Origin of the sequence: Pseudomonas spartinae (genome assembly GCF_965197125.1) — a bacterium.
Taxonomy (GTDB): Bacteria; Pseudomonadota; Gammaproteobacteria; order Pseudomonadales; family Pseudomonadaceae; genus Aquipseudomonas; species Aquipseudomonas composti_A.
In genome coordinates this window covers 179,856-191,787 of the sequence record NZ_CBDAMB010000009.1, presented here as the reverse complement: position 1 = coordinate 191,787, position 11,932 = coordinate 179,856, and the positions used below count along the sequence as shown (strand labels likewise).

The 11,932-nt window shown below is 63.5% G+C and carries 15 protein-coding genes; 6 read left to right on the top strand and 9 right to left on the bottom strand.

The window, feature by feature from the left end:
- Window positions 1–76: 76 nt before the first annotated feature.
- Window positions 77–529: a Cd(II)/Pb(II)-responsive transcriptional regulator gene (gene cadR, locus ACN8M7_RS19620; RefSeq protein ID WP_061240133.1), complete on the top strand. Its 453-nt coding sequence runs from the start codon at window positions 77–79 to the stop codon at window positions 527–529.
- A gap of 60 nt (window positions 530–589) precedes the next feature.
- Window positions 590–925, top strand: coding sequence for a YegP family protein (locus ACN8M7_RS19615; RefSeq protein ID WP_061240132.1), 336 nt, complete (start codon window positions 590–592; stop codon window positions 923–925).
- Here the strand turns inward: ACN8M7_RS19615 and ACN8M7_RS19610 are convergent.
- From ACN8M7_RS19610 to ACN8M7_RS19590, 5 genes are all read right to left on the bottom strand, one after another.
- Window positions 922–1,836, bottom strand: coding sequence for an SdiA-regulated domain-containing protein (locus tag ACN8M7_RS19610; RefSeq protein ID WP_490261875.1), 915 nt, complete (start codon window positions 1,834–1,836; stop codon window positions 922–924). The two genes, ACN8M7_RS19615 and ACN8M7_RS19610, sit on opposite strands and share 4 nt — an antisense overlap.
- 71 nt (window positions 1,837–1,907) lie before the next feature.
- Window positions 1,908–2,255 (bottom strand): NirD/YgiW/YdeI family stress tolerance protein, encoded by a 348-nt coding sequence (locus tag ACN8M7_RS19605; RefSeq protein ID WP_061240131.1) that lies wholly within the window; start codon window positions 2,253–2,255, stop codon window positions 1,908–1,910.
- A gap of 102 nt (window positions 2,256–2,357) precedes the next feature.
- The gene (locus ACN8M7_RS19600) at window positions 2,358–3,275 is read right to left on the bottom strand and encodes an SdiA-regulated domain-containing protein (protein ID WP_490261860.1); all 918 of its coding nucleotides are present in this window, start codon (window positions 3,273–3,275) and stop codon (window positions 2,358–2,360) included.
- A gap of 81 nt (window positions 3,276–3,356) precedes the next feature.
- Window positions 3,357–4,022: a fumarylacetoacetate hydrolase family protein gene (locus ACN8M7_RS19595; RefSeq protein WP_490261859.1), complete on the bottom strand. Its 666-nt coding sequence runs from the start codon at window positions 4,020–4,022 to the stop codon at window positions 3,357–3,359.
- Window positions 4,023–4,138: 116 nt separating this feature from the next.
- Window positions 4,139–5,530 (bottom strand): FAD-binding oxidoreductase, encoded by a 1,392-nt coding sequence (locus ACN8M7_RS19590; RefSeq protein WP_490261858.1) that lies wholly within the window; start codon window positions 5,528–5,530, stop codon window positions 4,139–4,141.
- A 181-nt stretch (window positions 5,531–5,711) separates the two neighbouring features.
- On the opposite strand from ACN8M7_RS19590, the gene serA reads away from it, so the two are divergent.
- The gene (gene serA / locus ACN8M7_RS19585) at window positions 5,712–6,941 is read left to right on the top strand and encodes a phosphoglycerate dehydrogenase (RefSeq protein ID WP_061240128.1); all 1,230 of its coding nucleotides are present in this window, start codon (window positions 5,712–5,714) and stop codon (window positions 6,939–6,941) included.
- 77 nt (window positions 6,942–7,018) lie between these two features.
- On the opposite strand, the gene ACN8M7_RS19580 is transcribed toward serA, so the two are convergent.
- Together ACN8M7_RS19580 and ACN8M7_RS19575 are read right to left on the bottom strand one after the other, a co-directional pair.
- Complete coding sequence (locus tag ACN8M7_RS19580) at window positions 7,019–7,456, bottom strand: DUF4399 domain-containing protein (RefSeq protein WP_490261857.1); 438 nt, start codon at window positions 7,454–7,456, stop codon at window positions 7,019–7,021.
- 36 nt (window positions 7,457–7,492) lie between these two features.
- Window positions 7,493–8,005, bottom strand: a complete 513-nt coding sequence (locus ACN8M7_RS19575) for a 2-thiouracil desulfurase family protein (RefSeq protein WP_490261856.1) — start codon at window positions 8,003–8,005, stop codon at window positions 7,493–7,495.
- Window positions 8,006–8,204: 199 nt separating this feature from the next.
- Between ACN8M7_RS19575 and ACN8M7_RS19570 the strand changes: the two genes are divergently transcribed.
- Window positions 8,205–8,741 carry a DUF6160 family protein gene (locus tag ACN8M7_RS19570; protein ID WP_490261855.1) on the top strand — a complete coding sequence of 179 codons (537 nt, stop codon included), beginning with the start codon at window positions 8,205–8,207 and terminating at the stop codon, window positions 8,739–8,741.
- 15 nt (window positions 8,742–8,756) lie between these two features.
- On the opposite strand, the gene ACN8M7_RS19565 is transcribed toward ACN8M7_RS19570, so the two are convergent.
- On the bottom strand, window positions 8,757–9,380 hold the full coding sequence (locus tag ACN8M7_RS19565) for a 2OG-Fe(II) oxygenase (protein WP_490261854.1): 624 nt from the start codon (window positions 9,378–9,380) through the stop codon (window positions 8,757–8,759).
- Between the two features lie 122 nt (window positions 9,381–9,502).
- Here ACN8M7_RS19565 and ACN8M7_RS19560 point away from each other — a divergent pair, with 122 nt between their 5' ends.
- The gene (locus ACN8M7_RS19560) at window positions 9,503–10,270 is read left to right on the top strand and encodes a hypothetical protein (protein ID WP_490261853.1); all 768 of its coding nucleotides are present in this window, start codon (window positions 9,503–9,505) and stop codon (window positions 10,268–10,270) included.
- A 13-nt stretch (window positions 10,271–10,283) separates the two neighbouring features.
- Here the strand turns inward: ACN8M7_RS19560 and bipL are convergent, their stop codons facing one another.
- Window positions 10,284–11,225, bottom strand: coding sequence for a phospholipase BipL (bipL, locus tag ACN8M7_RS19555; RefSeq protein ID WP_490261852.1), 942 nt, complete (start codon window positions 11,223–11,225; stop codon window positions 10,284–10,286).
- Between the two features lie 125 nt (window positions 11,226–11,350).
- Here bipL and ACN8M7_RS19550 point away from each other — a divergent pair, with 125 nt between their 5' ends.
- On the top strand, window positions 11,351–11,932 hold the full coding sequence (locus ACN8M7_RS19550; protein ID WP_490261851.1) for a DUF6436 domain-containing protein: 582 nt from the start codon (window positions 11,351–11,353) through the stop codon (window positions 11,930–11,932).

The following is an 11,932-nucleotide window of genomic DNA, read 5'->3' as shown; positions in this document are numbered from 1 at the left end:
ACCTCCCTAAAGGTGATGTTGCGCAGTACACACCCTGAAGTCACTATAGGGTCAAGCACTCTCACGGAGAACGATCATGAAGATTGGAGAACTGGCGAAAAAGGCGAGCTGCCAGGTCGAGACCATCCGTTACTACGAGCGCGAAGGCCTGTTGCCAGAGCCTGCACGTACCGAGGGCAATTACCGCGTCTACGGCCAGAGCCACCTGGAACGCCTGGTATTCATCCGCAACTGCCGCACGCTGGACATGACCCTGGAGGAAATTCAGCGCCTGCTGGCCCTGCGCGACCTGCCCCAGGAGAGCTGCGCCGGCATCAACAGCCTGGTGGACGAGCACATCGAGCACGTCGAGGCACGCATCAACAGCCTGCTGGCGCTACGGGATCAGCTCACCGAGTTGCGCGACCGCTGCAACGGGCCGCAGGAGGCGGAAGACTGCGGCATCCTGCGCCAACTCAACGTCAGCGGCGGCGTGCAAGCGCTACCGGACGACGGCCATACCCACGTCGGCAAGAGCCATTCGCATTGATGGACTACGCTTGCAGGGCACCGCTCCGGCATACCGCCGGGCGCTCAGGGAGAAACGAAAATGCCAGGTAAGTTCGAACTGAAGAAGGCCAAAGACGGCCAGTTCCATTTCAACCTGCTGGCCACCAACGGCCAGGTCATCCTCAGCAGCGAGATGTACAAGGCCAAGGATTCGGCGCTTAACGGCATCGAGTCGGTGAAGAAGAACGCCCAGCGTGAGGGCGCCTTCGAGACCAAGACCTCAAGCAACGACAAGCACTACTTCCTGCTCAAGGCCAGCAACGGCCAGGTAGTCGGGCAGAGCCAGATGTATGCCAGTGCCGCCAGTTGCAAGAGCGGTATCGAGTCAGTGCAGAAGAATGCGCCCGATGCGCAAACGGACGACCAGACGGGCTAGTCGACCTGCTTCCTGAACAGATAGAACAGGTTCGGCTCACTGATCAGGTACAGGCTGCCCTCACCATCCGTGGCCACGCCTTCGGCCTGCGGCACACTGCGCTGCAGGCCATGCTGGCCACGTAGCAGAGACAGGGTGCTGATCGGCTTGCCGTCGGTGTCCAGTTCGATCACCAGGCGCGACTCGTCCGACAGCGCCAGCAAATGCCCACTCGCCGCATCGAAATCCAGACTGGAGAGATCGCGCACGAATAGCCGTGCATCGCGCTTCGGGTCGGTGTTGACCTGCAACGCCAGCGGCTTGCTCTCGTCAACATGGGGAAAACCCAGCACCTCGAAGATGCGCACCGGGTCGCGCTCCTTGGCTACCAGCAGACGTTGGTTCTGCGCATCGTAGGCCAGCCCCTCGAATCCCTTGTTGCCATTGCGCCCTATCCCCAGGGACAGCTGCTGGAAGTCGGCGGCATCGATCACCCGCGTGGCGTCGTCGATGCGCACCTTGACCAGGCGCTGCTCGCGCTCATCGGCAATCACGTAGACGCCAGGCGCCACGTATTCGATGGCCTCGGGATCACCAAAACCTTGTAGTTCGATGGTGCGCTTGAGCTCACCGTCCAGGCTCATCTCGATCACCTTGGCCGGCTTGTTGGTCACGCTGAACAGGCTGCGGCGATCAGGATCGTAGGTCAGTGCAGACACGTCACGGATGTCTGCAATCGGCTTGGCCTCGATCACCACGCGATAGTCGCCCAGCCACATTGACTGCTCGCGCCACTGCGCACCGTGCTGCCACTCCTGCACGGAAAACCAGACGCGCTCGAACAGCCGATACTGCTGGCCCAGCACAGCCCCCACCAACAGCACGAATAACAGCAGGTAAAGCCAGGGGTTGATGGAGAGCAGACGACGCATCATGAAATTCTCTGACTGCCACAGAAAAGCCCGCCACGGGCTAGACGTGGCGGGCGGGCGGTTTATCTCGATCAGTTGATCAGTTCAACGCGATCAACATCGACCTCATGGCTGTTCATGTCCTTGTCGACCTCACCGGTCAGACGCACCTTGGCGTTCTCCGAGACTTTCTGCGCCGGCCAGTCTTCGTCGTCGATCTCGACATGGATGGTGCCGGTGGCGTCCTTGAACTCATAGAGTTCGTCCTGCAGGCGCTTGACGATCTGGCCTTCCAGTACGACGTTGGTGTCATCGGCGGCCTGCAGCGCGGCAGATACGGTGGTGACCTGCGGAGTTGCGCCCGGGCCGGTATAACCGGTGGCGAAAGCAGCAGTGCTGAGCAGCGGCAGAACCATCAGAGCGAGAGCGGTACGTTTCATACTGTGAACCTCGTTGTTCGTAAGTGACGGGGTCAGATTAGTACCGCTAGCTGAAGCCAGACTGAATCGACGCTTAAGCCAAACTGAATGCCAGGCGCCGCCTCAACCGGCGTTCGCTCGTGGCTTGCTGAATCGGTAGAACAGGTTCGGTTCGGCGACGATATAGATGTCGCCATTTTCGTCCACGGCCACGCCCTCGGCCTGCTCGATAGCCCGGTCCAGGCCATTGAGCCCACCACTGAGACTGAGAAAGCTGACTGGCTGACCGCGGCGGTCAAGCTCCAGCAGCAGGCGCGACTCGTCGGACAGTACCAGCAGGTGGCCGGTGCGCTCGTCGACGCTCAGCGAAGAAATGTCGCGCAGCCCCAGGTTGCCGGCCAGCAGGGGCTGCATCACGCCTGCTGCGCCGTCCTCGCCAGGGAACGGCAGGCTGAACAGCCCCAACGGACCGCGCTCCTTGCCCAGCAGCAGGCTGTGACTGCGCGAGTCCCAGCCCAGCCCTTCGAACCCCTTGTTGCCGGCGTCGGCGAAACCCAGGTCGAAACCCGGGAAATCTTCGGCATCCAACTCGAGATCGCTATCGCGCAGGGTGAAGGTCGTGAGCTGGCGACGACGCTCGTCGACGATGGCCATGCGGCCGTTGTCCATCATTTCCACACCCTCGGGATCGGCGAAGCCCTTGAGCGAGATGCGGCGCAGAATCTCGCCATCGCGGGACAACTCCACGAGCAGCGGATGCTTGCCGGTGACGGTGAACAGCGTGCCGGTACGCGGGTTGTAGGTCAGCCCCGAGGTTTCATCCTCTTCCAGCCCGGCCAGAGCCTTGCCCTGCACCACGGCGCGATAGCCGGGCAACCAGACACTGGCAAGACGTTCAGCCAGCGGTGTGGAGCGCTCCTGCCACCAGAGCTGAGCGCGATCATCCCAGTGCTGGGTTTGCACCAGCACCCCAGCAGCAAGCAATGTACAGCCGAGCAACCAGTAGCGCGGACGACTCAGGGCAGAACGGAGAGAAGGCATCGGCGAGGGCTCGGCTGCAGGGTAGCAATGCGACATCCGCTGTCGAGGGGAGTTCCGCCGCCCGAGGGCGGCGGTCATTGCTTATAGCACGCGGCTGGTGAAGCGACTGTGACCAACCAGCTCCAGTACCAGCTCGTCACCCTTGTTCAGTGCGCCAACGCCGACCGGCGTACCGGTGAGGATCACGTCACCCGGCTGCAGGGCGAAGTGCCCGGCCATGGCCTGGATCATCGGCACGATGGGGTTGAGCATGTCGCGGCTGTTGCCGTCCTGACGGGTCTCGCCGTTGATCACCAGGCGAATGCCGATATCGCCCAGGTCCTCGATGGCATCGCCCGCTACGAAGGGTGCCAGGACGCAGGCGCCGTCGAAGCTCTTGGCGATTTCCCAGGGGTAGCCCTTTTCCTTGAGCTTGGCCTGCACGTCGCGCAGGGTCAGGTCGAGCGCCGGGGCGAAGCCGCTGATGGCATCGCGCACTTCCTCGACATCGGGCCTCGATGACAGCGGCTTGCCGATCAGCACGGCGATTTCCGCCTCGTAATGCACCGAACCTCGATCATCGGGAATGGCGAAACCGCCATCGAGCGGCACCACACAGGAGCCCGGCTTGATGAACAGCAGCGGTTCGGTGGGCACCGGGTTGTTCAGTTCCTTGGCGTGCTCGGCGTAATTGCGGCCGATGCAAACGACCTTGCCAAGGGGAAAGTGGACGGTGGTACCGTCGACGTACTGGTGCTGATAGCTCATCACCGACTCCTGTGTTGTTGGTATTGTGGATATCCCGGCTTGTGGCCGGTCACGTACCTTAACCGACGCGCGGCCAGATACGAAAACGCCCGCTTGATGGCGGGCGTCTGCGTCGATCAGGCGAAGATCTTGCCGGGGTTCATGATGCCGTTGGGGTCGAACACGGCCTTGATCGCCTTCATGTAGGCAATCTCCGCCGCCGAGCGGCTGTACTGCAGGTAATCACGCTTGGTCATGCCGACGCCATGCTCGGCGCTGATCGAACCGTTGTACTTCTCGACGATCTCGAACACCCACTTGTTGACCACCGCGCACTTGGCGAAGAAGTCTTCCTTGGCCAGCGCTTCGGGCTTGAGGATGTTCAGGTGCAGGTTGCCGTCGCCGATATGGCCGTACCAGAGCACGTCGAAGTCCGGGTAGTTGGCCGAGACGATATCGTCGATATCCTTGAGGAAGGCCGGTACCTGGCCGACGGTCACGGAGATGTCGTTCTTGTACGGCGTCCAGTGGCTGATGGTTTCGGAGATGTATTCGCGCAGCTTCCACAGGTTCTGCAGTTGCTGCTCGCTCTGGCTCATCACCCCATCGAGCACCCAGCCTTGCTCGACGCAATGCTCGAAGGTGGCCAGCGCTTCGTTGGCCACATCCTCGTTCAGCGCTTCGAACTCCAGCAGGGCGTAGAACGGCGTGCGGCTTTCGAACGGTGCCGGTACGTCACCACGGCCGAGGATCCTCTCCAGGCAGCGGTCGGAGAAGAACTCGAAGGCGGTCAGGTCGAGCTTGCCCTGGAAGGCATGCAGCACCGGCATGATCGAGTCGAAATCCGGCGTGCCCAGAACCATCGCGGTGAGGTTCTTCGGCGCGCGCTCCAGGCGCATGGTGGCTTCGACGACGAAGCCCAGGGTGCCTTCGGCGCCGATGAACAGTTGGCGCAGGTCATAGCCGGTGGCGTTCTTGATCAGATCGCGGTTCAGCTCCAGCAGCTCGCCGGTGCCGGTGACCACTTTCAGACCGGCGACCCAGTTACGGGTCATGCCGTAGCGAATCACCTTGATACCGCCGGCATTGGTGCCGATATTGCCACCGAGCTGGCTGGAGCCCGAGGAGGCGAAATCCACCGGGTAGTACAGCCCCTTCTCTTCGGCGAACAGTTGCAGCTGCTTGGTTACCACACCTGGCTGGCAGACCACGGTACGGTCGTATTCGTTGAACTCGACGATGCGGTTCATGTAGTCGAACGACACCACCACCTCGCCATTGGCGGCCACGGCAGCGGCGGACAACCCGGTACGGCCACCGGAAGGCACCAGGGCAATCTTGTGCTGATTGGCCCAGCGCACGATGGCCTGCACCTGCTCGGTGGTTTTGGGGAAGACGATGGCCGACGGCGCGGGGGTGTACTGCTTGGTCCAGTCCTTGCCGTAGGTTTCCAGGGAATCGGCATCGGTCAGCACCTTGCCGGGCTCAACCAGGGTCTTCAGCTCTTCGATCTGGGCGGGGGTGGTCATCTACGGAACTCTCAAAGGATTCATGGTCGCCCTGAGAACCATTCAGGTCGCAACCGAGCATTGAAAAAGGCGAACATGCTAGCATACGCACCCCGTGAATCGAGACGTGCAGCGATCTGCGGGCACTGGCTGATTTTCTCAGCCCTTCCCTGACATTCTTCTGTGGGACACAGGTACTCCGATGAGCAAGACCTCTCTCGAAAAGAGCAAGATCAAGTTCCTTCTTCTCGAAGGCGTGCACCAGAACGCCGTAGACACCCTGAAGGCCGCCGGTTACACCAACATCGAGTACCTCAAGACCGCCCTGTCAGGCGCTGAGCTGAAAGAGAAGATCGCCGACGCCCACTTCATCGGCATTCGTTCGCGCACCCAACTGACCGCCGAAGTCTTCGACTGTGCGAAGAAACTGGTCGCCGTCGGCTGCTTCTGCATCGGCACCAACCAGGTCGACCTGGATGCCGCCCGCGAGCGCGGCATCGCCGTGTTCAACGCACCCTACTCCAACACCCGCTCGGTGGCCGAGCTGGTGCTGGCCGAGGCCATCCTGCTGCTGCGCGGCATCCCCGAGAAGAACGCCTCCTGCCACCGTGGTGGCTGGATCAAGTCGGCGGCCAACTCCTTCGAGATCCGTGGCAAGAAACTCGGCATCATCGGCTACGGTTCCATCGGCACCCAACTCTCGGTCCTGGCCGAAGCGCTGGGCATGCAGGTGTACTTCTACGACACCGTGACCAAGCTGCCGCTGGGCAATGCCACGCAGATCGGCAGCCTGCACGAGCTGCTGGGCCTGGCCGACATCGTCTCGCTGCACGTACCGGAGCTGCCATCCACCCAGTGGATGATCGGTGAGAAGGAAATCCGCGCCATGAAGCAGGGCGCCATCCTGATCAACGCCGCCCGCGGCACCGTGGTCGAGCTGGATCACCTGGCCCAGGCGATCAAGGACGAGCACCTGATCGGCGCCGCCATCGACGTGTTCCCGGTCGAGCCCAAGTCCAACGAAGACATCTTCGAAAGCCCGCTGCGCGGCCTGGATCGCGTGATCCTCACCCCGCACATCGGTGGCTCCACTGCCGAAGCCCAGGCCAACATCGGCCTGGAAGTGGCCGAGAAGCTGGTCAAGTACAGCGACAACGGCACCTCGGTGTCCTCGGTCAACTTCCCCGAAGTGGCCCTGCCGGCCCATGCTGGCAAGCACCGCCTGCTGCACATCCACGAGAACGTGCCGGGTGTGATGAGCGAGATCAACAAGGTGTTCGCCGACAACGGCATCAACATCTCCGGCCAGTTCCTGCAGACCAACGACAAGGTCGGCTACGTGGTGATCGACGTCGACGCCGAGTATTCGGATCTGGCGCTGGAGAAGCTGCAGCAGGTACATGGCACCATCCGCAGCCGCGTGCTGTTCTAAGCGGCAGGCGGATATGAAAAGGGCGACCCTCGGGTCGCCCTTTTTCGTCTGGATGGGTGTGAATCCGCGCTACAGGATCACTTCACGGTCACGCTGATCTTCTCGGATATCACCGGTGGATCCAGCGGCACGTGATTCTTGTCTCCCACCAGCAATTGCAGGGTGTGCTTGCCCGGCGGCAGGGTCAGCTCGGTTTCGGTCTGGCCCTTGCCGAAGTGGCGGATGGCGTCGGTCATCGGCAAGGGCGCGTTCATCGCAGGCGGCGAGTCGACGTCGATCAGCAGATGATGGTGCCCGGTAGCCGGAGCATCGACACCAGCCGGCGCCACGCCCATGCCTTTGAGGCCGAACTTCACGGTAAAGGTCTGGCCGACCGTCGCGCCGTTGGCTGGCTCGATGAAGTACACCTTGGCGCCTTCCGGTGCGGGCGTGCGCGGCATGTCGGCCCAAGCGGTGGCGCTGGCACCCAGCAGCAAGGCCGCACAAAGGGAAATGGTATTCAGGGTTCGGGTCATCACAGCGTCCTCGAGCAAGGCAGAGAACGATGGACTCTAAACCGCGCCAGTCGTTCCCGCTTCGCTCTCAAGAGCCTGCAGGGCCTGTCGCGCCTCGTCGAGCTGCTGCTCATTGAACACCTGCACACCGACACGACGCAGCAGCGCGGCGGTCACGCCCTCGCCCGCGACCCGGACGCCGCTGAAGCTGCCGTCGTAGTTCTCCAGATTGCCGCACGAAGGGCTGCGCGCCTTGAGCAGAGCCAGCCGGATGCCGTGCTCGCGAACCAACGCCAGCGCCTGTTCGGCGCCGTCGACGAAGGCGGCCGTAACGTCCTCGCCATCGATCGTCAGCACTGGCAAGCGGCCATCCAGCACGGCGCCACCCTGGCCGCCATGGATCTCCGCCGGCGGGCGCGGCGTGGGCAAACCACCCGCCACTTCCGGGCACAGCGCCACCACCCGCCCCTCATCCAGCCATTGCTGAAGCAGGTCGAAGGGGCCGTGGGCTCCGCCGTCGTAACGCACCCGATGCCCGAGCAGGCAGCGGCTGACCAATATCTTCTGCATCGACGTTCTCCATTGACCTCATCAGGGTAACCGCCGGTAACAACGCCGTCAGCCCTTGATTAGACAACCTTCGAATCGTCCACGAAGCCCGAATCACGCGCCCTCGCGGCCTATCCTTCGGCGGGAAGCGATCCCGCCCCATGGCGTTGCGAACAAGCCCCGGCCAGACTTGCGCAGCCAACCAGGGAGGTTCCCGTCCATGTCCAAGCCGCTTCGTACGTCGTTCATGCCGCTGCTGTGCAGCGCGGCGCTGTTCGTCCCCTCAGCCCAGGCAGCAATGCAGGCGCTGGAGGATGAAAGCCTGAGCCAGATCAGCGGCCAGGCCGGGATCACCATCCGCCTCGACCTGATGGCGCGCATCGACGAAATACGCTGGCAGGACGACGGCGGCAGCCTGTCGCTGCGCAACGTGAAGATCGACAACGGCTGCCTCAAGCCCAGCGATTGCGATGGCTATGCCCTGGGCCCTGCTCAGTTAGGCGCAAGCGTGCCGATTCTGGGCCTGGAGGTGCCGACCCTGGAGGTGGATGTGGTCAAAGGCAGCAACGGCCAGAGCCAACTGCAACTGAAACTGCCCAACCTGACGGCGATCAACCAGCAACTCGGCCCGCTGGGCAAGCTGGTGATCCGTGCGCGAGTGGCCAGCGACGTCTATATCGGCAATGGCAACATCGGCAATGTCGCCCTGCGCGATCTGCGCGACATCAACGGCACCATCAAGATCTGGGGCCACTGAACAGGACAGCGGGCCTTACAGCACGTCCGTGCCGCGGCGCCTGAACCAGCCAGTCAGTGACAGTCGCTCGCGGGTGGCTGGCAGCACTTCGTGAGGCATGTCGCCGGACAGAAACAGCGCCAGGGTGCCGGCCTGGGGCAGCACGTCATGTTCGCGGCCATCACTCAGATACAGGCGCAAGGCACCGCCCTGCTCGGCCTGCCAGTTATCGTTCAGATACAGCACGGCCGACACCGCGCGCCGATCATCGTCACGAAAGCGGTCGAGATGACGCAGGTAGAAAGCCCCCGGCTCGTAGCAAGCGAAATGGCACTCGTAGTCCTCCAGGCCGAGAAACAGCTCCTGATTCAGAGCCTGGCGCAGACCATCCATCAGTTGTAGGTACTGGTCACAGGCGCCGTTCTGACCCGGTTCCAGCCATTGGATGCGATCACCGCGAATCCCTTCCTGCACCTGCTGGGCGCTGCCACGCCCCACGCTGGCGGCGCTCAGCTCGCCGCGGCGCTCACGCTTACGGCACTCCGCGGCCAGTTCATGGGTCAGACCCTCAGGGGCGAACAACGCCCGTTGCGACCAGCCCTGGCTGGCGAGGTCGTCGATAAGGCTGGAAAAGGGGTCTTGCTGGCGGGGTTCGGTCATGGCGGCGATTGTACAGCGCCGGATAGCCACTAGACATAGCTCGACAAGCCCCTTTCAGCCACCGAAAATAGCCGGCCGCAGCACCCTGCGGCCGGCTCGGAAAGTTTGCCAAGGAGTTCTCGATGCGCGTCCTGTTTGCCCTGCTGCTGATTGGCCTGACCTTGCCGGCCCTGGCCGACGATCACCTGCGCCTCTATCAGGCTGCCGGCTGGCCGCAACAGCGCGAACATTTCAACCAGGCACTCGACGCCGCCCAGCAGCGCTACCGCAGCACCCTGCCACCGGCGGTATTCCAGGCCCTGGTGGATAACAGCAATCGCCGCTTCGCCGCAGCCGCCATCGATCAACGCGCGCAGCACAGCTTGCGCATGCAACTGACCGACCCGCAACCGGCGCTGGCCTTCTTCGAATCCGCGCTGGGCCGCAAGATCGTCGCTGCCGAAACGCTGGCGACACGCAGCGATCAGCTGGCCAAGTACGCCAATGGCCTGCCGCGTACCGACGCCGATGCCACCCGCCGCCTGCTGATTCGCCACCTGGCCCAGTCCATTCCCGCCAAGGAGGCGGGCGCCGAAGTCAGCCTGGCCCTGGCCGGCGTGGCCGCCGACAGTCTCAGCCAGATGATCCCCGGCCTGCTCGGCGGCGCTCAGGCCCAGGGGCTGCTCAATGGCCAGCGCGAGCGCCTGATGACGCAGATCGAGCAGGACCTCGACAACACCCTGCTACACGTCTATCGCGACCTGAGCGACCCGGAGTTGGAGCAGTTCGTCGAATTCGCCCAGTCCGATGCCGGCAAGGCCTATTACCAGGCTGCCCTGCGAGCGCTGCGTGCCGGCCTGGCCGTGGGCATGAGCAGCAACGAGCTGGAGCCGGCACCGCAGGGCATCTGATCAACCAGGCGCGCTATTGCAGGCGCTCGCGCAGAAAATCGAAGTAGCGCCGGCGCAGCGCCTCGTTCTCATTGGCCAGGTGGTGGCGCGCTTCGCTCAGGCGCAGGATCTGCGGCTGATGGAACTTGTCCTGCAGCACCTCGAGGTTGTAGTGCCAGTCCACCGTCATGTCCGCCTCGCCCTGCACGATCAGCGGACTGTGCTGGCTACGTCCGGCCGCCTCGATGTACGGCACCCACTTGGCCAGCGCACCGACCCAGGCCGTCGGCAGGCTGCGCGCCTGCAGGGGGTCGAGATTGTGCACGAAGTCGATGAAGGTGGCGTCGCTGGAGTTCTCACTGAAACGCCGTGGAATCTCGCGAACGAACGGGCTGAGCACCCGATAGCTGAGCTTCGACCAGCCCCAGGCGCGCGGCCGAACCAGCGGCGCCAGGAGGATGCTCTGCCCCAGCTCGGGACGCGTACCGTCGGCGAGCAGATAATCCAGGGCAATCGCAGCGCCCGTGCTCTGCCCACAGAGATGCCAGGGGCTTGGCAGACCCAGCGCGCCGGCCTGCTCGAACAGGCCGGCAAGCACCTGCTGATACTCGGCGAAATCGCCGATGCTGGCGCGTGCACCGCTGGACAGCCCGTGCCCAGGCAGGTCGCAGGCGAGCACCGCGAAGTTCATGCTCAGCGCCCAGTCGACCACATGCCGGTACAAGCCCATGTGATCGTAATAACCATGCAGCAACAGCAGCGTGCCGCGCGGTTCGGCCGGCGCCCACAGCTGCACGGCAATCTGGTAGCCGGCCGCGTTGAAGCTGCCGAGGCGGTTGTCCAGGCCGGCAAAGCGCGCTGCCAGGTCGAAGCCATAGAAGCTGCGATAGGCCTGCAGTACGGGCAAATCCAGGCGCGCTGCGGCCAAGGGTCGCAGCAGAAGGCGCAGTCGATCGGGCTGAAACGGCTCTGACATTGGGCTTTCCATAGGTTGCGCGAGGCACGCGGGTAAATTCGGCGCCCTCTCCTCGAATGCTGCGATATTCAGCTGCCAGGCGCATCGTGGCAAGCTACACGCCCTTTTTAAGCCCGGCCCGCCCCATGCCCCGCCTGTCACGCAAGAACCTGCTCATCGCCCTGCTCGCCCTGGCCTGGCTGGTCGGCATGCTGCTCGCCTACCGCTGGTTCGAAACGCGTTACCTGCGCACCTTCGACGAGCGTGCAGCGGTGTTCTCCGGCGCCGAGCTACGACTGCCCGCCGAGCTGAGCGGCCCCGGCGCGATCCGCCTGGTGCACTTCTGGGACCCCGCCTGCCCGTGCAACGTCGGCAACCAGCAACACCTGGCCGAACTGATCGAGCACTACGCGCCGCGAGGCGTGCAATTTCACGTCGTACAGAAGCCCGGCAGCCAGGGCCGCCTGCCCGCCGAGCTGGCCGCGCTGCAAACCATCAACGAGCTGCCCGGCAGTGCCAACCTGCCGGCCAGCCCAGCCGTGGCGATCTGGGACAAGCAGGGCCAACTGGCCTACTTCGGCCCCTACAGCGAAGGCCTGGTCTGCAATTCCAGCAACAGTTTCATCGAGCCCATACTCGAAGCGCTCGCGGCCGGGCGCAAAGTGGCTGCCAGCAACACCCTGGCGGTAGGCTGCTTCTGCGAATGGGCCAAGCCCGACGCCGACTGA